Origin of the sequence: Aliikangiella coralliicola, assembly GCF_007004725.1 — a bacterium.
In the GTDB taxonomy this organism is placed as follows: domain Bacteria; phylum Pseudomonadota; class Gammaproteobacteria; order Enterobacterales; family Kangiellaceae; genus Aliikangiella; species Aliikangiella coralliicola.
On the sequence record NZ_ML660168.1, the window covers coordinates 313,271 to 332,823 of the forward strand.

Consider the following 19,553-nt stretch of genomic DNA (forward strand, 5'->3'; position numbering starts at 1 on the left):
ATCAAAAAGTGTTTAAAACATCGCTTTTAAAAACGGCAAAACGGCCGGAGACATAATTGCCTCCAGCCGGATTAATTAAGCTTGCGTTAAAGCAGAAATCAATTACTTGATTTCTACTGTAGCACCGGCTTCTTCAAGCTGCTTCTTAACGTCTTCAGCTTCGTCTTTAGAAACTGCTTCTTTAACAGGTGTTGGAGCACCTTCAACAGCAGCTTTTGCTTCTTTAAGGCCTAGACCTGTAATTCCACGAACCGCTTTGATAACAGCAACTTTGTTGTCACCGAAGCTAGTCATAACTACGTCAAACTCTGTTTGCTCTGCAGCAGCAGGTGCATCAGCAGCTGGACCAGCAACAACAGCTGCAGCAGCCGCTGCAGTTACGCCGAACTTTTCTTCCATTGCTTCAACAAGTTCAACAACTTCCATTACTGACATTTCAGCAATTGCATTTAAGATATCGTCTTTAGAAAGAGCCATTACTCATTCTCCTGGATAAAAATATTAAAATTAAAAATATGAATATTTCGCAATAAACGTATTGTCGAAAAATTACGCTGCCTGCTTCTGTTCTTTCACCGCATTGATCACTCGAGTAATTCGCGATGGGAATTCGTTCAATGTACGTGCCAGTTTCGTTACTGGTCCATTCATTACACTCATCAAAGAAGCAATAGCTTCGTCTTTGGTTGGTAGCTTAGCAACAGCTTCAAGTTGTTCAGCACCATGCAAGGTACCGCCAACAGCAATTGCCGTTGTTGCTAGTTTGTCGCAATCTTTCGCAAAATCACGAACAAGTCTAGCCGCTGCGCCTGGTTCTTCGAGCGAAAACGCACAAATAACCTGGCCAACCAAGGCGTCATTCAGGCAAGCGAACTCTGTATTTTCAACAGCGCGTTTGGCCAGAGTGTTTCTAACTACACGTAGGTAGACACCACTCTCACGGGCTTTAACACGTAGCTCAGTCATTTCACCGACTGTCATGCCACGGTACTCAGCAAGTACGGCAGATAAAGCATTCGAAGCAATTTCATTTACTTCTTCAACTATCGCCTTTTTACCTTGAAGTCCAAGTGCCACGTTGTTCACCTCCAAAAGGTCTAACCCTAAGGTCAGAGGATTTACAAAAAAGAGTAAAACAAGTTACTCCAGTGTAAACGGTGAACCGCCCAGAAAACTGAGTCGGGTACCACCGTCTGCGCAGGCTGTTTTTAAGACCATCCTTACAACTACCTCATTAAGGTATACAACAGCAAAGATTTTCACCTACGGTCTATGACGGTATTTGAATTAACTTTGAAACTTAACGAGTTGTACTAACTTGAAAAATTTTTATTAATCCAAATACCCTAGCTCCAAAATAGATTAAGTTAACCTATTTATATGAACTAATCCTTTGTTTCAACAGTTGCAATATCAACTGTTAAGCCAGGCCCCATAGTAGAACTGACTGATAATTTCTTGAAAAAAGTGCCTTTAGCTGATGCAGGCTTGCCTTTTTTAAGTGCAGCGATCAAAGTGCTCAAGTTTTCGGTTAGCGCTTTGTTATCAAAGCTAAGCTTCCCGATATTGGCGTGAACAATCCCACCTTTATCTGTGCGGTATTGAACCTGGCCAGCCTTTGCATTTTTAACGGCTGTAGCAACATCAGGTGTCACAGTACCAACTTTAGGATTCGGCATGAGACCACGCGGTCCTAAAATTTGACCTAATTGGCCAACAACACGCATTGCATCTGGGCTAGCGATAACAACGTCGAAATCCAAGTTGCCTTTCTTAACCTCATCAGCTAAATCGTCCATACCAACGACATCTGCGCCGGCTTCTTTTGCCGCATCAGCATTTGCGCCTTGAGTGAAAACAGCGACTCGAACATCTTTACCAGTTCCATTTGGAAGAACTGTTGCACCACGAACGACTTGGTCAGATTTACGTGGATCGACACCAAGGTTAACTGCAGCATCTAAAGACTCATTGAATTTTACAGATGAAACTTCTTTTAAGATGGAAATTGCTTCATCTAATGTGTAGACCTTAGTTTTATCAACTTTTTCGTTAATAAGCTTTTGACGTTTTGTTAGTTTAGCCATTGATTAACCCTCCACATCCACGCCCATTGAGCGAGCAGTACCAGCCAAAGTTCTGACGGCAGCGTCTAAATCAGCAGCTGTTAAATCAGGCTCTTTTGTGTTCGCAATTTCTTCTAATTGAACACGAGTGATTTTTCCGACTTTTTCAGTGTTTGGACGACCACTTCCTTTTTTAACACCAATAGCTTTCATGATAAGAACAGCCGCTGGTGGAGTTTTTGTCACAAACGTGAAGCTTCGATCACTGTATACTGTAATAACAACAGGGATCGGTAATCCTTTCTCAACTTTATCTGTAGCAGCATTAAATGCTTTACAGAATTCCATAATGTTGACACCATGTTGACCTAAAGCAGGACCAACTGGTGGACTAGGATTTGCCATACCGGCACCGATTTGAAGCTTGATGTAAGCATCAACTTTTTTTGCCATGTTTCACCTCATGTTGGGTTCAAACGCCCGAAAATTACCAATTGGCTATTTTTCAAGCTCCCCTTTCTTTAACGTAAAAAAAACACCCACAGCTAGCTCACTGGCTATGGTTGTTTCACATAATCTGTTTGACTCAATTTTTAATTAGAGTCTTTACCCTTTCTCTACTTGACTAAAATCCAGTTCAACTGGGGTCGAGCGACCAAATATCATTACGGATACGTGTAGTCTGCTCTTTTCGTAATTGACTTGCTCAACAACCGCATTAAAGTCGGCAAATGGCCCATCAATTACTCGAACAGCCTCGCCAGCTTCAAACAGTGTTTTTGGCTTAGGCTTATCTGTAGATTCTTGTAATCTGTTTAAAATTGCATCAGCTTCTTTTTGACTAATAGGCGCAGGGCGATCACTTGTTCCGCCGATAAAGCCTAATACTCTTGGTGTTTCTCTCACCAAATGCCAGCTATCGTCTCCCATCTCCATTTCAACGAGGACATAACCAGGGAAAAATTTTCTTTCGCTTTTTCGCTTTTGACCAGCACGCATTTCGACAACTTCTTCGGTTGGCACCAAAATTTGCCCGAACTTTTCTTCTAGTCCATGCAGTTTGACACGTTCCTCAAGAAGGTTTCGCACTTTGCTCTCATACCCCGAGTATGCTTGTACAACGTACCACTTAAGTGACATTGAATTACCCTCGAACGGTTAAGAAATTTATAAGCTGTACGATGAGTGCGTCGATACCCCAAAGAAGTAATGAAACAATGGTTACAGCTACAATGATAATCAGTGTAGTTTGTACAGTTTCATTGCGTGATGGCCATACAACTTTACGTGCTTCAATTCTAGACTCTTTGGCAAAAGCTAATCCAGTTTTTCCTTTCGTGGTACTGAATCCAATTCCTAAGCCTATCGCAACAAGTGCGATAATAACGCCAACTCGTATGAGAACAGAACCATCAACTAAATAGTGATTAGCATACACAGCGCCAGCAAGGGCAACTACTGCCAGTATCCATTTAATTGCATCGAAAGACGATGTTGGGGCTTGTTCTTGTACAGTCATGAATAATTAACCAAATAGTCTGATTTTAATATATTGTCTTATTGCAGTGGCAGGCCAGGAGGGACTCGAACCCCCAACCTGCGGTTTTGGAGACCGCTGCTCTACCAATTGAGCCACTGGCCTGCAATAAAAGCGATATCAAGTGATATCGCTAAACAACTCTTTGTTACTTAATTAAGCAATGATCTTAGCAACCACACCGGCACCAACAGTTCGGCCACCTTCACGGATAGCAAAACGTAAACCGTCGTCCATCGCAATCGGTGCAATCAACTCGATGACCATCTTGATGTTGTCACCTGGCATGACCATTTCAACACCTTCCGGTAACTCACAAGCACCTGTCACATCCGTAGTACGGAAGTAGAACTGTGGACGGTAGCCTTTGAAGAATGGCGTATGACGACCACCTTCATCTTTGCTTAAGATATAAACTTCTGCTTCGAACTTAGTGTGCGGCGTAATTGAACCTGGCTTCGCTAATACCTGACCACGCTCTACTTCATCACGCTTCGTTCCACGTAACAGAATTCCTACATTGTCGCCCGCTCGACCTTCGTCAAGTAGCTTACGGAACATTTCAACGCCTGTTACAGTTGTTTTGGTAGTCTCTTTGATACCAACAATTTCAATTTCTTCACCAACTGTCACAATTCCACGCTCGATACGACCGGTTACTACCGTTCCACGACCTGAGATTGAGAAAACATCTTCAATCGGCATGATGAAATCTTTATCGATGTCACGCTCTGGCTCTGGAATGTATGAATCTAGTGCTGCAGCTAACTCAAGGATAGCACCTTTACCTAAATCACCTTCATCGCCTTCCAACGCTTTCAACGCTGAACCTTTGATGATTGGCGTGTCGTCACCTGGGAATTCGTAAGCGTCTAACAACTCACGCACTTCCATTTCAACTAGCTCTAACAACTCTTCGTCATCAACCATGTCGCATTTGTTTAAGAAAACAACAATCTTTGGTACACCAACCTGACGAGAAAGAAGGATATGCTCACGCGTTTGTGGCATCGGGCCATCTGCTGCTGAACAAACCAGAATCGCACCGTCCATTTGAGCTGCACCGGTAATCATGTTTTTAACATAGTCAGCATGGCCTGGGCAGTCTACGTGTGCGTAGTGACGACCTTCTGTTTCATACTCTACGTGTGAGGTCGCTATCGTGATACCACGCTCTTTCTCTTCTGGTGCATTATCGATTTCGTCGAATGCTTTTTGCTCTCCACCGAATGCCGCTGACAACACCGTACACATCGCCGCTGTCAATGTTGTTTTTCCATGGTCAACGTGGCCAATTGTTCCTACGTTCACATGGGGTTTGGTTCGTTCAAATTTTTCCTTAGACATAAATGCCTCCAAAAGAGTTTAAGCAAATTACAATTTCAATTCAGCGCAGTCAGGTACAAACGCCTAAACATAGCTAAACCCGGAACAACTTGGAATTGTTCCGGGTTATATAAATGGTGCCGATAACCAGAGTCGAACTGGTGACCTCACCCTTACCAAGGGTGCGCTCTACCAACTGAGCCATATCGGCGGTTTGTTCGAACTGGAGCGGGTAGCGGGAATCGAACCCGCATCATCAGCTTGGAAGGCTGAGGTTCTACCATTGAACCATACCCGCTTTATCTGATTTGTTAATTTACAAACCACAATCTCTTACGACAAACAACAATTAAGTAGCACTTATATATTTGGTGGAGGGGGGTGGATTTGAACCACCGAAGCTTACGCGTCAGATTTACAGTCTGATCCCTTTGACCACTCGGGAACCCCTCCCAAATTGTTACTCGATAGCGAATTAACTTGCTATCTTAAGAGCTGGCGAATTCTGACAAGCCAGGAAATAAATTGCAAGCTATTTCCTACTAAAATTCAAGCTCTTAAACTTCATTGCTGGAAATTCATTAATCAATTAATTGAATTTTCCAGCAAGGTAATAGAATGTTCTAAAGTGACCATACTATTTCAAAATTCTGGTGCCGACTGAGGGACTCGAACTCTCGACCTACTGATTACAAGTCAGTTGCTCTACCATCTGAGCTAAGTCGGCTTTTTCAGACCATTTCGAGCTTCTCAGCTCAAGCAGGGACGCGAATTCTAAATAGTTATTGATAAATGATCAATGGGTTTTTCCAGTTTTTTTCGTTTTTTTTAACAAAATAAGCCAACTAATTGATTTTTAAGATATTCTACCAGTTGAACGGTAACCCTTTACAAACCCTCTCAAGCTTTCTTTACACAGCTTTACAGCAATTTACAAAACTCATTCCCAGTCACTCAGTCATAGCCAAAGCCCGGGCATACACAAAACCTATTTATCATGGATTCCAATTAACGACAGATCAGCTTCAAAGGTTTAAAACGTCAAAAAATCATCAATTCGATTGAATTTTACCAATCGTCTGCAGAATTTCTCTGTTTTCGGTGTTTTTGTCGACTTTTTACCCAACAGAGCTGAGAAGCATTAATTGCGAAATCCACAACTCGGAAACAACGAGGGATTTTATGTCAAAGTTAGCCCAAAAACTCACCCTATTCTTTTTGATCACCCTATTAACAGCATGTGACTCCAGCTCAGATGACAGTTCAACTGACTCAAATGCTTATTTTAAATTTTACAATGCCTCGCCTAATTCTAGCTCCAGCAGAATCTACTTAGACGAAACCAGCTACAGTATCGTCGACTTTTCAAAAGTGTCGGTCACCTATGCGTTAACCTCTGACGACTATGAACTATCAGTCACCAGAGATGATATAGGTGGAGACGAAATTGAAGTAATTCAAGAGACAATCGACTTGCAAAACGAAACTATGTCAGTTTTTATTTTAACTGGAGACATAGATCAACCAGAAATCATTGAATTTAATTATGATACTTCCACTTTAGAAGATTTAGCGCTCGATGACGACGATGAGGGTGACGAACAATTTGAACTCTACATCGGCAATTTCGCCACTAATAGTAGCGGTTATGATGTTTACCTTTCGTTAGCTGATGAAGATTTTTCTCAAGCGCAGTTAGTTGCGACGGTAAATAACCAATCATTTTCAGACAAGATTTTGAAACCTCAGGAAGAATATATTCTCTATTTAACAGAACCAGGATCGAGTGAAGTTATTTTTCAAACGAGCACGATTTACCTTAACTATCTGGAAACTTTTATGTTGGTAATTAGGGATAACTTTGGCCCAAGCAACCTGGCTGTCGACCGCATTACCTCAGGTTCAGTAATATCCAGTTATCTGGACATAGATGCTGAAACAGAAATTCAGTTTTACAACAGCAATCAGGGCATATCTGCAGTCGATATTTACCTGGACAACACCAATTCCGAGCCAATGGTTGAAAATTTAGAATCAGGTCAGTTATCAAATGAGTTACTGATTGATAAAGGCACCTATACCATCAACACAACTATTACAGGCCAGGCGGAAAACTATGTGTTGAGAAACCTCTTACTCAACTTAAATGAAGGCGAAAGCAAAACAGTCGTTCTATATACTGACAGTGACGCTCAAGCTCAAGGCATCGCATTCAGCCAACATACCAGGCCCCTCGCTTATGAAAACTCGCTGACAGTTGTCAATTTGGCCTCAGAGGAAGACACAATTGACATTTATTTTGTAGAGAATGATGAAACAATAAACTCGACCGATAACTACATTAAATCTGTCGATTTTGCAGAACCCAAAAAGCTATCTCTGGTACAACAGGAATATCAAATTTACATTACGACTGAGGATGACAATGGCAGCGAGCGCTTGCTCTATCAATCAGCGCCGATGACTCTAGACGCTAATGAAAACTACATTATTTTTATTGAACCTGACGTCGAAGAATTTAGCGGTTACACTATCAATATTATTAAGGAATAGCAAAAAACTTTATCTGGATTGGGATAAAATTAAGCTATAGGATAACCGTTAAGTTTTTGGTTTTGAATCCAGGTAAAGTCTCAGTAACCCCTCAAATACAATTAACGGGCGAAGCTCAAAACGCCGCTCGTTATTTGCTAGCTTTTGATACCAATGCGCACCACCGCCACCAGCAAAAAACCACCGCTCAATCTGATAATCCTTACTTACCTTATCCATGATATTGCTTAAATATCCACTAACCACTGCATCAATACCTAAACGAACACAATCCCCGGTTGACTGTCCTAAATACTGCTCATCTTCGACGATTTGAGAGTCTGGCCTTACCTTTCCTGTCGATTTTAAACTCTCTAGCATCAAACGCTTTCCCGGAATAATATGGCCGCCGAGGTGTCTCTTGTTACTAACAACATCCAGCGTAATTGCGGAGCCAATGTCAATGACTGCAACCGGATCGGCTATCGCTTCGGCAGCCAGTATCGCCAACCATCGATCAACTCCTAAAAATTCAGGCTTATCATAAGCGCAAGAAACCCCACAGGCTTTGTGGCTAGTTTTCGCGAAAAAAATCTCATCACTAAGTGTCGATAGAAACTGTTTCAGCCGCTCATTATCTTCATCGCTTCGCACAGATGCGACCAAAACTTGCTGAGGCGAGAGGGAAAAGTTCTCTTTGAACTCAGCTAATGAGCCATAAACCCGAGGTTCATTTTCCAGTAACGAATCTCGACAGAACTTTTCCAGACCGGTTGTTTCCAGATCTGTAGTTTCCAAACAGATTGTTTTCAGATTGGTATTTCCCCAATCAATTAAAAGTATCAATGTTTCGCCTCGTTGCGTTTCCTCAAGCTCACTTCACCCGAATGGAATATTTGAATACCATTCTCAGTTTCTAGTCTTAGCGCCCCATTTGATTCAATACCAACTTCTTTACCTTGTACGAGCCCTTTAGGCAAATGAATGGTCACGGCTCTTCGGTACATGGCACTTAACTCGGGCCATGCATCAACGATTTTGGTAAATCCCCCTTGCAAATACTCTCTCAGCGCTTTATCTAATTCGATTAAAATCGATTCTAGAATTTGATTTCTCGATAGCGTATCTGGCACATAGTCTTTCAAATTGACCCAAGGTTGATCAATCGCTTCCCCTTGGTCTAGCTGCATATTCCAATTAATACCAACACCAATGTTAAGAAAACTGTTGTCAGTAGTATCGCCACTTGCTTCAACTAAAATACCTGCTAATTTTTTATCGTCCACTAACAAATCGTTTGGCCATTTTATTTTCACCTGGTTATCAGCGAAACGATTTAGTGTGCGGCAAAGGCTAATTCCCACGGCCAAACTTAGGCCGCCTAATGCACTTAAACCCAATGGCAATTCAACCCCTACAGAGAAATATAAGTTAGCACCAAATGGAGAAATCCAGGGACGGCCTTTTCTGCCACGGCCTGCAGACTGGTGCTCAGCGATACATACTCTGCCAACTCCAGCTAGCTTTTTCCAATCCCTGGCTAAAAAGTCTGCGGTTGAATCAATTGAAGATAAGACTATTACCTTTTTAAACAACACATTATTCTGCTCGATATGAGTTTGCAGGCTAGGCTGGTCAAGCAAATCGAGTCCGCCGGGTATTTGGTATCCTCGACCACGCACCGAGTATATTTCTACCTGCCAGCTCTCTATTTTCTGGATAAGCTTCCAGACAGCTGTTCTGGAAATTTCTAACTCGTTGGCAAGAGATTCTCCGGAATGGAACTTGCCATCGGATAGACGCCTCAACAAAGTCTCAGTTCTCAAAATGGTTCGGTTACTCATAAATAATCTAATTTTTGTATAAACTGAGTTTTGCCTGGTTTTCAACCAATATCGTTGAGTCGACGAAACTATACTTAAATATCATTCAGCTCTCCCTCAACTCTCACTTCTGGCTCTAGCGATACACCGTAAAGCTGGTAGATATCTGCTTGTATTTTCTCTGCCAATTGCCAGAGTTTTGCACCATTACTCTCAGAGTAGTTAACCAATACCAAAGCCTGGGCCGAATGCACTCCGACGTTTCCCTGACGCATCCCCCGATATCCAGCTTTATCGATTAACCAACCAGCAGCTAGCTTGATCCCATTATCAGTCGGGTAAGAAACAACTTTGGGAAATTTTTCTTTGATCTGACTAAATTCGGAGTGAGAAACAACCGGGTTTTTAAAAAAGCTACCGGCATTGGGTATTTGCTCTGGGTCAGGCAATTTAGCTTGTCTTATTTCACAAACCCTGTCTAAGACATTCTGAGGGGACACACCTGATTTGCCGTTAAAAAACTCAGCTAGCGGCTGATAACTTAAATGAAGCTGTGGATGTTTTTGGAGATCAAACTCTACTCGTGTCACCAGGAAACGCCCTTGCCCTGCGCGCTTAAACAAGCTATCACGATAAGCAAACTGACATTCCTCATTGTTTAGCGTTTTCAGTTCACCAGTATCAAGGTCAACATACTCAACTCGATAAATCAGTTGCTTGACTTCAACGCCGTAAGCACCAATATTTTGTACAGGAGAGGCCCCTACAGTACCGGGAATCAACGCCAGGTTTTCTAGTCCAAACCAGCCTTTTTTTGTCATGTTCAGCACAAACTGGTGCCAATTCTCCGAGGCACCGACAGAAACTCGGACACTATCGTTATCTTCCTTAACAATATCTATTCCAAATATCTGGGGAAAAATAATTAATCCGGGATAATCACCAACAAATAGAATATTGCTTCCACCTCCTAATACCAATCTCTGAGAAAACTTTTGAATAACAGGCAGTTGCTCCATCAACTGTGCGACAGAATCAACTTTAATAAAGTGCTCTGCACAAGCCTCAACATTAAAAGTATTGTATTTTTTCAGGGAGGTCTTGCTTTGAATGACCGTGCTGCGGCTGATCTGCGACAAGCTAATTTCTCTCAGACTAGGGTGAATTCAACATTTTACACTGGTGTTCCACTCAAGCCAAACAACTGAAGCGACTAATACGTCCAACCCCAGAGACGGCCTCGCCTTCAGGAAACTCCAATGACACAATTTAAGTTCAATTAATTCGATAACTGAAATCCTTAAATTCGGTAAAACAGACCACAAATACGATAAGTTGCTCTGACAAAAGCCGCTATTTCTAGTAGGCTTGTAACAATTCCCCGTAAAACCCGGTCTTTAAGTAACAAATCGACTGCTAGCGTCAAAAGCCTTTAAGGCTTTAGCGCTCAGATAATGGTCAAAACCAGGTAATCAATAGAATAGGATGGGTGAAATAGTGAAATTATTGAAGCAGTACTTGATAGCGATACTGATGGTGAGCTTAACCAGTTCTGTCGCACTTGCTGAAGACGACGAGCCCGGTGAAGGACAAATTGCTCCAGATTTCACCATTACGCAGATGGACGGAACTCAATTTAAGCTAAGCGACTATCGTGGCAAGCAAGCCGTGTACTTGGTGTTCTGGAATACCTGGTGCACCTACTGCATGAAAAAAATCCCTAAACTCAAAGCCGCGCAAAACGATTTAACCGACGAAATAAAAATCATCTCAGTCAACACTGGGCTAAAAGATTCTGTCGAAAAATCTTTGGTATTTCAAAAAAGATTTGAGATTAACTACCCGCTGGCCTTCGATCACGGTAAAAAAGTGACTGATCTTTACGGTGTTTGGGGCACTCCCACTGAGTTTATTATTGATATTAACGGCATCATTCAACATCGAGACGGTGTACCGGATTTACTTGAGCCCCAGTTAGCACATTGGAACAAATTGATTGGCCCAAATCAAACTGACACAACGCAGGTAGCAACCGGCAACCAAGATTGTAGCGAGGAAGCGAAAACTTGTTAAAATCAGCAACATCCAGCCGTGACCAAAAACGCGGCTCTGGTAAGCACAATAAACCCGAAGCCCTATCAGAGACACTTTCAAATGGGCTTAATCGACGTGCTTTTTTAAAAACAAGCGCCACAACTTCACTTTTAGCAGCACTAGCAGCCTGTAAGCCCAGTGTACCAACGAGTGATGAAACAGTCCTTTCAGAAAGTAAAAAAGCGGTTGCAAAATCAACCTCAAACAAAACAACTTCTGTTTTTAATGAGCATCAGAAAACAGTGATCGATAGCGTACAAATGCACCTGTTTCCAGAAGATGGAGATGGTCCAAACGCTCGCGATATCAATGCCCTTGCTTATTTGGAATTCGCAATGACCGATAAAAAAAATATCGACGACGGCGATCCAGAATTTCTCGCGAAAGGCGTTGGATGGTTGGAAGATTTGTCAGAGCAAACTCAAGGTGACAGTTTTCTAAAAATTACCACAGCGAAACAAGAACAAATTCTGAAACAAATCGCAGGTTCAGAAGCCGGAGAAAACTGGCTATCTTTATTAGTTTATTATCTCACAGAGGCGCTCTTGCTTGATCCAGTCTATGGCGGCAACACTGACACAATTGGGTGGCAGTGGTTAAAACATCAGCCAGGTTTTCCAAGACCTGTTGCTGGAAAAACCTACCGAGATTTTGACTAGTCTGGAAATAGCAAATCTGAAAATAGCGATTTTTGTTTGATTGGCATGAGAAATATCATTATATGAAAAACAAACCATTAACGATTAAAGAGTATGACGTTTGTATTGTCGGCAGTGGCGTTGGCGGTGGCCCAATTGCATATGAATTAGCTAAAGCGGGTTATAAAGTTGCAGTACTCGAAAAAGGCGGTTGGTTTGACGAGCAAGATTTTAAAAAAGATGAAATGCTGCCCAGACGTAGTATTTTTCGTTCCAAGATTGAAGACGAACGCCATGTTCTAGAAGAACCGAATGATGATGGTTCCTGGTCCAGCGACACGACCAGTGAATTCTGGGGCGGCAATATTGTCGGTGGTGCCAGCAATTTCATGAGTGGTTATTTCCATCGATTAAAGCCCGAAGATTTTCGATTATTGTCTGAGTTTGGCCCTATCGAAGGCGCTAATATTGTTGACTGGCCAATTAGCTACGAAGATCTTGAACCCTACTACACAAAAGTTGAGCAGGTGGTTGGCGTTTCCGGTAAAGTTATTCCACATCCAAATCTTGAGCCCCGTTCAACAAAAGACTTTCCTTTTCCACCGACAGCAGAACACCCAATTGCAGGCTGGTTTGATAAAGCAGCCACTCAATTAGGCTTTCATCCATTTCCAATGGCCAGGGCTGTACTGTCACAACCTTTTAATAATCGAAGGAGCTGCGAATACTCGGGATACTGTGGTAGTTATGGATGTCATTCGGGCGCCAAAGGTAGCTCACGTGCAGCACTTTTGGATGACACGGTTAAGACGGGTAATTGCGATGTAATAACCCACGCCAAGGTTTACCACATTAATACCGATGAGAAAGGGAATGCAAGTTCAGTCGACTATTTCGATAAAAATGGCACCAGCCACCAAATTCGCGCAAAGATATTTTCAATTGCTTGTTATTCGATTGAGTCGAGCCGATTGTTGCTGAGTTCAACCGGTCCAAAACACCCCAATGGAATTGGTAATAAACATCAACAAATAGGTAAAAATTTACATTGTTGCGCCGGCGGAACGGGCCACGGAATTTTTGATTTAACGCAATTTAGCGAACAACAAGTCAGTGAGTTAACTGTGCGTGGTCCTTTCTTTAACAGGGCACTTCAGGACTGGTATTTTATCGATGATAAATCCGCCTTCGATAAACGGGTTAAAGGTGGGACAATCGATTTTGTGTTTGATCCACCCTCTCCCACATCCGAAGCAAATGACCTTAAGTGGGACGATAACAATAATCTAGTATGGGGAAGCGCGTTAAAACAGAAGATTAAATCTCACTTTACTCAGTCGAAAGATTTTAAGTTTGAAGTTTTCTGCGATTGGCTACCAACTGATAACTGTCATGTTAGCCTGGATAGTAGCGAAAAAGATAAGTGGGGTTCAAACGTGGCCAAGGTCAAAGTCGGCTTTCACCCTCACGATCTGAAAGTCGCTCAATATGTCGTCGACAAAGGTGTGGAAGTGATGAAGCAAATGGGTGCTAAGGAATATTATGGCAATGCCTTTACTTCTCCAACCTCTAACTTGATCGCAGGTGGATTGCGTTTTGGAAACGATCCTAAAACTTCTGCTCTAGATGCTGATTGCCGAGTTCATGGTACTGATAATCTATTTGTGACTGATGGGAGTTTTATGCCTAATGGTGGGAGCATTACGCCTACCTGGACTATTTATGCTAATTCTTTTCGGGTGGCAGATAAGATTAAGGCGCAGCTTTCTGCCTAGCAGATCGCTCCTCCTCTTAATCTAGATTCCGTAAACTACAGGTTTAAAAAAAATTTTAACCTACTGATACTTACACATGAGTAAGAACAGTTGCAACAACAGCTCAATTAGAAACAATACGGAATTAAACAGTTTAAAAGACAACCATTGCATGCTAAATTTGTTATGAAATAAAGTAAATAGGAATGTAGTAATGTTATGGAAGTACCCAAACAATTTACCTGCAAACTTCGTTCGTCCCTTTAAATTACAAAAACCTCTTTTCCAATATTATTCACTGATACATTTATCTTTAGAAAAAAATAACGTTGCTTCCCAATTAAAAACCAAAATTATAAAGTATTCATTGGCTTTTACTCTCTGTTTTTATATTGCGACTTGCATCGCAGAGCCAACGGTTAAATTTAGTAGAATTGGTGAGGATGCCGGACTTCCCCATCAAACAGTCATTCAGATAGCTCAGGATGAAAATGGGTTAATTTGGATGGCGACATTTGATGGTCTTGTAAATTTTGATGGCTATGAGACGACAGTTTTCAGAAATAAAGAACATTCGCATAACTCAATCGCGGCTAATACGGTTTTCTCTATAGAACTTCAAGACAATGGTATTGTCTGGACAGGGACAAATAATGGATTAAGTAGATTCGATACAAAAACGAAAAATTTCACTAACTTTAAACACGACCCAAGCAATCCTCTAACAATTAATTCTAATTTAGTTTATACCATTTCAGATGTCGATGAAAACACCTTATGGATAGGCACCAACATTGGTATAGATAGAATCAACAAAAAAACAGGAGAAGTAGAGCACCTTCTTTCATTTTCTGGAAAAACAAAAGAGTTCACAATTTCGCAAGTTAACAAGATTCTAACAACCAAAAAAAATAAAAATGTTTGGATTGCATACTATGGAGGGTTGTTAAAGTACGATAAAAAGAACAATATATTTATAGATATACCTTTTCCCGGTCAGGGAAAAGTCATCGTATATTCTTTATACGAGTCAATTTCTGGAAGGTTATTCGCAGGAACAAACAAAGGTCTGTTTGTTTACAATGAAACAACTAAAAAAGTCGAAAGTTTTCACGATACTCTTCATTCAATTGAAGTAAAATCAATTACCGAAGATTATAAAAATAACTTATGGATAGGTACAGCTGACGACGGAGTTTATGTATTGAACAATAGCAAAACTCTGTCGCATCATAAAAACGAAAGAAGTAATACTAGTTCGATTTCTGACAATACTATTACTTCGCTAATGACTGATTTCAATGGGTCGATTTGGTTGGGAACTCGAAATAATGGATTGAACTGGGTAGACCCTAAGACAACTGAATTTAAACTATACGACAACAGAGAGTCCAGTTTTAGCTGTTTGCGCTCTATAAAAATCCAATCTGTCTTAAAAAGAAAGAACAATATAACTTGGTTAGGAACAGAAAAAGGTCTAGCCAAAGTAAATCTCGATGACAATAAGTGCGAACTTTACACAACTAACTCAATACGAGGAAAAAAGCTAGTTAGTGATAATATATTCAAGCTCTTTGAAGATAGTTCAGGAAATATCTATATAGGTACTAATCAAGGCCCTAATTACATAGCAAAGAATCAGACAAATATCGACAACATTTTTGGCAATACGATAGATACCTTAGTATTTGATTTTTTTGAAGACGAATCTGGAAATTTGTACATCGGAACAGTAAATGGTGTTTACTATAAAAAAAAGGAGTTGACAATTCCTACAAAGATAAACGTTGAGAATAATGATGTTATTTACGCGTATAATATTTTGCAACAAAAGAATAAAAGAGTATTAGTCGCGACTTGGCAAGGTCTTTTCGAACTAACACCTTCTCTTACTTTAAAAAAATCTAATTTGCTACCGCCAAAATGGCAGGATAAGCCGATTAGGAAAATTTTCCAAGACAGTCAAGAAAGACTCTGGATTGGTATCGAAAATATAGGTCTATTCGGTTTTGACATACACGACAAACTAATTTTAGCTTATACCGATAGCGAAAAATTACATGCAATAAAGAAACTTTATTCAATAGTGGAGTCAGCTTCTGGAGACCTTTGGGTTGGAAGTGATAACGGTATATCTCGCATAACACCTTCCACAAATACCATTTACAACTATCACAAAAGTGATGGCTTGCAAAGTAACTATTTCGAACCTAACTCAGCAATCATAGACTCAGACGAAAATATGTATTTTGGCGGAAAAAAAGGACTAAATATTTTCAACCCATCCGATATCGAACACAGCAAACACCCGCCAAAAGTAAACATCAGAAAATTATTCTACTTCAACAAAGAAGTACAACCAGGCAAAGATTACAACGGTTTCAAACTAGACAAAGATATTTCCTACACAACGGACCTAACCTTGACGCACAAAGACTATATCATAGGCTTTGAATTCGCCGGCATCCACTTCGGCGATCCGAAAAGAAACCAATATGCTTACCAACTTTCAGGCTATGACAAAGACTGGATTTACACTGATGCAAGTTATCGCCGCGCTAACTACAACAACCTGTCAGCAGGAGACTACGTTTTTAAGGTTAAAGCAGCCAACAAACATGGGCTGTGGTCGCAACCAAAAGAAATTAATATCAAAGTCCTCCCACCCTTCTGGATGACCAAAACCGCATACCTGATTTACTTCTTAACAATAGTTTTAGCAATTTATTCCTTTGTTACTTATCGAACCAAAGCCCTGACCAAGCGGTCTCAAGAACTTGAAAAGTCAGTTAACAGACGAACAGAAGAGCTCGCAAAAGAAAAAAACAAAGTCGAACAGCTCCTGTCACGCAAAAATGAAGAATTTGCCAATGTTTCTCATGAGTTCAGAACACCGTTAACGCTAATCTTAGGACCGATTTCTCAAATACTAAAAAAAAATAGAAATGACGAAGATACACATCGATTAAACGTTGTTCAAAGGAATGGATACAGGCTTCTACGCATGGTCGATCAGTTACTTAACATGGAAACATTTAGAGTAAAATCAATTACTCAAAAATCCCCTCAGGCATTCGCGGCAACAATAAAACTAATCGCAGAAGCTTTCGCCGATGTCGCTAAGGAAAAAGGCATTCATTTTTCAATTAAGCAACTTGATGAAGTTTATTTCGAGTTTACTCCTGACGCGCTTGAGAAAATAGTACTCAACATGTTATCCAACGCCATCAAATATACCAAGCCTGGCGGAAACATCTCTATCGAGTCAGTTATCCTCAACAAACAATTAAGAATTACAGTCACTGACTCTGGAATCGGAATTCCACAAGATAAACAAAAACAGGTATTCGAGCGTTTCAACCGGGTTCTAGATGAGCAAAGCGAACAAATAACCGGCGCGGGAATTGGCCTTGCTCTAACTAAAGAATTAGTTGAAGCCCATCAAGGAAAAATCAATCTAACAAGTGCCCTTGGGGAGGGCACAACCATTACAGTAACTCTGCCAATAATTAACCCAGTTGGCCCACTCGAAGTCAGCGAACATTCCAATGAAGAAATTATTGCAATGGAGTTAATGAGCGTTACTGATCAAATTAATTCCTCGGAAAGCGAAATATTAGTAGAGAGTGATCAAGTCAAACAAAACTCAATTCTCATAATTGAAGATAATAATGATATGCGCAACTATATCGTTGAGAGCGTGCAAACTAACTATCAGGTTTTAACCGCTAAAGATGGAAAAGAAGGTGTCGAGGTCGCCACCAGAGAAATACCCGACATTATTATCAGTGATATCATGATGCCGAAATTAGACGGCTACCAAGTAACCAGCACTCTAAGAGCACAAGATGCAACCAACCATATTCCAATAATATTACTCACGGCTAAGGGAGACCGAGAAAGCCGCTTGAAAGGCTGGCACGAAAAAGCAGATGAATATCTGACAAAACCTTTCGATGTCGAAGAACTCCTAATTCGTATACAAAACTTACTTGAAATAAGAGACATACTTCGACAACGGTTCAGCCAGACGGTTTTTGATGCATCTAAAAAACTCCATTTAAACGAAGAAAAAAACACTACAATCAACCAGCCAGATATAAGGGATAGTCAATTTATTGAAAAGCTCAACCGAATATTAAACACCAACTATCAATCATCAGATTTACGAATTAACTATGTCGCGAAAGAAATCGCTATGAGCGAGCGCCAGCTATTGCGGAAACTAAAATCAATTCTGAATATGAGTTGCTCGGAATATATCAAGCGATATCGATTGGAAAAGGCCTGCGAATTACTCAAGCAGGGACACGCACCAAGCAGCACAGGCTTTGACGTTGGCTTCTCCTCTCACAGTCATTTTGCGAAGTGCTTTAAAGCACAGTATGGTTGTTCGCCAAGCCACTATGCTAAATTATTAAACACAGATGACTCTTCAACATCAACCTCTTCAACATCAACAAATCCGAGTGACGTCCCATGAGCTACGTATCAAAACTTTGTTGTACTTACTGTGCAACAACGTATCCCAAAACAGACTTGATGAACCTTTGCCCCAAAGATGGGAGGCCTCTCGAAATAATCATTGATGTAGCAAAAGTCAAAGAAGAATTACCTGAATTTAGCTGGTATCGTCCACAGCTCAAATCGATGTGGCGATTTGGCTCCCTGTTAGCGCTCGACATCAACAATGAACAAGATAGAAGAAACATCGTTTCATTGGGCGAAGGGTACACGCCTGAAATACCGCTACATCAACATCCGCTAGCAAAGAAACATCACTTTAATTTATTTCTTAAGGATGAAGGTCAACCTCACAAAAATTTCGGCTCGAACCCAACAGGTAGCTTTAAAGATCGCGGTATGAGTATGGCGATTTCAATGGCGAAACAGTTTGGCGTTAAAAAAGTTGTCGTGCCGACTCAAGGTAACGCTGGAGACTCTCTGGCAGAGTATGCCATGAAAGCCAATATGGAATCGGTCGTCATAATGCCTGATGATACGCCAATGCCAATTCTTGGTCGTGTTTCAGCGCTAGCTAAAATGCACGACAATGTCACTATAGAATTGGTGAAAGGAACCATCAAGGAAGCCGGTCAGTTAATGAAAGAAAAATATGTGCCGCAAGGCTATTTTAATATGGCTACTTTTCAGGAACCCGGCTGGCGCATAGACGGAAAGAAAACGCTTGGACTAGAACTTGCGGAGCCAAATGATGGACTTAATCAGGCTTGGTCTCTGCCAGATGTTGTTCTTTATCCAACCGGGGGCGGGACAGGTATTTTAGGTATGTGGAAAGCATTTGACGAATTACAAGCCTTGGGATTGATTGGCGATAAACGCCCAAGAGTTATCTCCGTTCAATCAGAAAAAACAGCGCCGGTTGTTAATGCATTTGATAGCAACCAAGATGATTCTACAATTGTTGAAGCTGGTGAAACGATTGCAACAGGCCTTAATGTGCCCGGTGGCGTAGGCCACTTTAAGGTACTCGATATCATCCGAAAAAGTCGCGGCGCCGCGTTAGCTGTTGATGAAAATTCTATTAAGGAAAATCTAAAATCGATCTATCACAATTATGGCATTTGGATTTGCCCAGAAGGCGCGGCCACACTCGCAGCCATTGAACCAGCAATTGAGCGAGGTCTCATTCAATCTGGAGACAAGGTAGTTGCGTTCAATACAGGGTCGTTTGAAAAATATTTGCCGAATGTTAGAAAACTGCTGTTTGTATGAGCATTTCATCAATTTTGGATTTTCTTCACTTTAGTGATAGTCGGCCG

Annotated in this window: 16 protein-coding genes and 5 tRNA genes; 6 read left to right on the plus strand and 15 right to left on the minus strand. The window is 41.1% G+C overall.

Going from position 1 to position 19,553, the window contains the following annotated elements; translation table 11 throughout:
* Positions 1-102: 102 nt before the first annotated feature.
* The 12 genes from rplL to FLL46_RS20415 all read right to left on the minus strand — a co-directional run bounded on the left by rplL (position 103) and on the right by FLL46_RS20415 (position 5,656).
* Positions 103-477 carry a 50S ribosomal protein L7/L12 gene (rplL, locus tag FLL46_RS20360; protein ID WP_142933196.1) on the minus strand — a complete coding sequence of 125 codons (375 nt, stop codon included), beginning with the start codon at positions 475-477 and terminating at the stop codon, positions 103-105.
* 72 nt (positions 478-549) lie between these two features.
* Positions 550-1,077 carry a 50S ribosomal protein L10 gene (gene rplJ / locus FLL46_RS20365; protein ID WP_142933197.1) on the minus strand — a complete coding sequence of 176 codons (528 nt, stop codon included), beginning with the start codon at positions 1,075-1,077 and terminating at the stop codon, positions 550-552.
* A 308-nt stretch (positions 1,078-1,385) separates the two neighbouring features.
* The gene (rplA, locus tag FLL46_RS20370) at positions 1,386-2,087 is read right to left on the minus strand and encodes a 50S ribosomal protein L1 (RefSeq protein ID WP_142933198.1); all 702 of its coding nucleotides are present in this window, start codon (positions 2,085-2,087) and stop codon (positions 1,386-1,388) included.
* Between the two features lie 3 nt (positions 2,088-2,090).
* Entirely contained in the window at positions 2,091-2,519 is a 429-nt protein-coding gene (rplK, locus tag FLL46_RS20375) for a 50S ribosomal protein L11 (protein ID WP_142933199.1), read from the minus strand.
* A 153-nt stretch (positions 2,520-2,672) separates the two neighbouring features.
* On the minus strand, positions 2,673-3,206 hold the full coding sequence (gene nusG, locus FLL46_RS20380) for a transcription termination/antitermination protein NusG (RefSeq protein WP_142933200.1): 534 nt from the start codon (positions 3,204-3,206) through the stop codon (positions 2,673-2,675).
* A 4-nt stretch (positions 3,207-3,210) separates the two neighbouring features.
* A complete protein-coding gene (secE, locus tag FLL46_RS20385; RefSeq protein WP_142933201.1) occupies positions 3,211-3,585 on the minus strand; it encodes a preprotein translocase subunit SecE in 375 nt (124 codons plus the stop codon).
* A 47-nt stretch (positions 3,586-3,632) separates the two neighbouring features.
* Positions 3,633-3,708, minus strand: a tRNA-Trp gene (locus tag FLL46_RS20390).
* A 51-nt stretch (positions 3,709-3,759) separates the two neighbouring features.
* On the minus strand, positions 3,760-4,950 hold the full coding sequence (gene tuf, locus FLL46_RS20395; protein ID WP_142933190.1) for an elongation factor Tu: 1,191 nt from the start codon (positions 4,948-4,950) through the stop codon (positions 3,760-3,762).
* A gap of 114 nt (positions 4,951-5,064) precedes the next feature.
* Positions 5,065-5,140, minus strand: a tRNA-Thr gene (locus tag FLL46_RS20400).
* 13 nt (positions 5,141-5,153) lie between these two features.
* A tRNA-Gly gene (locus tag FLL46_RS20405) sits at positions 5,154-5,227 on the minus strand.
* 71 nt (positions 5,228-5,298) lie between these two features.
* Positions 5,299-5,382, minus strand: a tRNA-Tyr gene (locus FLL46_RS20410).
* A gap of 198 nt (positions 5,383-5,580) precedes the next feature.
* A tRNA-Thr gene (locus FLL46_RS20415) sits at positions 5,581-5,656 on the minus strand.
* A gap of 455 nt (positions 5,657-6,111) precedes the next feature.
* On the opposite strand from FLL46_RS20415, the gene FLL46_RS20420 reads away from it, so the two are divergent.
* Positions 6,112-7,482 carry a DUF4397 domain-containing protein gene (locus tag FLL46_RS20420; RefSeq protein WP_142933202.1) on the plus strand — a complete coding sequence of 457 codons (1,371 nt, stop codon included), beginning with the start codon at positions 6,112-6,114 and terminating at the stop codon, positions 7,480-7,482.
* Positions 7,483-7,530: 48 nt separating this feature from the next.
* Here FLL46_RS20420 and FLL46_RS20425 read toward each other — a convergent pair whose 3' ends face one another.
* From FLL46_RS20425 to murB, 3 genes are all read right to left on the minus strand, one after another.
* Positions 7,531-8,307, minus strand: coding sequence for a type III pantothenate kinase (locus tag FLL46_RS20425; protein ID WP_142933203.1), 777 nt, complete (start codon positions 8,305-8,307; stop codon positions 7,531-7,533).
* Positions 8,304-9,305 carry a bifunctional biotin--[acetyl-CoA-carboxylase] ligase/biotin operon repressor BirA gene (gene birA / locus FLL46_RS20430; protein WP_142933204.1) on the minus strand — a complete coding sequence of 334 codons (1,002 nt, stop codon included), beginning with the start codon at positions 9,303-9,305 and terminating at the stop codon, positions 8,304-8,306. The genes FLL46_RS20425 and birA overlap by 4 nt, the downstream gene beginning before the upstream one ends.
* Positions 9,306-9,379: 74 nt before the next feature.
* Complete coding sequence (gene murB / locus FLL46_RS20435) at positions 9,380-10,423, minus strand: UDP-N-acetylmuramate dehydrogenase (RefSeq protein WP_210418768.1); 1,044 nt, start codon at positions 10,421-10,423, stop codon at positions 9,380-9,382.
* A 358-nt stretch (positions 10,424-10,781) separates the two neighbouring features.
* Here murB and FLL46_RS20440 point away from each other — a divergent pair, with 358 nt between their 5' ends.
* The 5 genes from FLL46_RS20440 (at position 10,782) to FLL46_RS20460 (ending at position 19,506) form a co-directional block, all read left to right on the plus strand.
* The gene (locus tag FLL46_RS20440; protein ID WP_168204262.1) at positions 10,782-11,357 is read left to right on the plus strand and encodes a peroxiredoxin family protein; all 576 of its coding nucleotides are present in this window, start codon (positions 10,782-10,784) and stop codon (positions 11,355-11,357) included.
* On the plus strand, positions 11,351-12,037 hold the full coding sequence (locus tag FLL46_RS20445; protein ID WP_142933206.1) for a gluconate 2-dehydrogenase subunit 3 family protein: 687 nt from the start codon (positions 11,351-11,353) through the stop codon (positions 12,035-12,037). The genes FLL46_RS20440 and FLL46_RS20445 overlap by 7 nt, the downstream gene beginning before the upstream one ends.
* 62 nt (positions 12,038-12,099) lie before the next feature.
* Complete coding sequence (locus FLL46_RS20450; protein WP_142933207.1) at positions 12,100-13,791, plus strand: GMC family oxidoreductase; 1,692 nt, start codon at positions 12,100-12,102, stop codon at positions 13,789-13,791.
* Between the two features lie 193 nt (positions 13,792-13,984).
* Positions 13,985-18,253 (plus strand): hybrid sensor histidine kinase/response regulator transcription factor, encoded by a 4,269-nt coding sequence (locus FLL46_RS20455; protein ID WP_142933208.1) that lies wholly within the window; start codon positions 13,985-13,987, stop codon positions 18,251-18,253.
* Entirely contained in the window at positions 18,250-19,506 is a 1,257-nt protein-coding gene (locus tag FLL46_RS20460; protein ID WP_142933209.1) for a threonine synthase, read from the plus strand. The genes FLL46_RS20455 and FLL46_RS20460 overlap by 4 nt, the downstream gene beginning before the upstream one ends.
* Positions 19,507-19,553 lie beyond the last annotated feature (47 nt).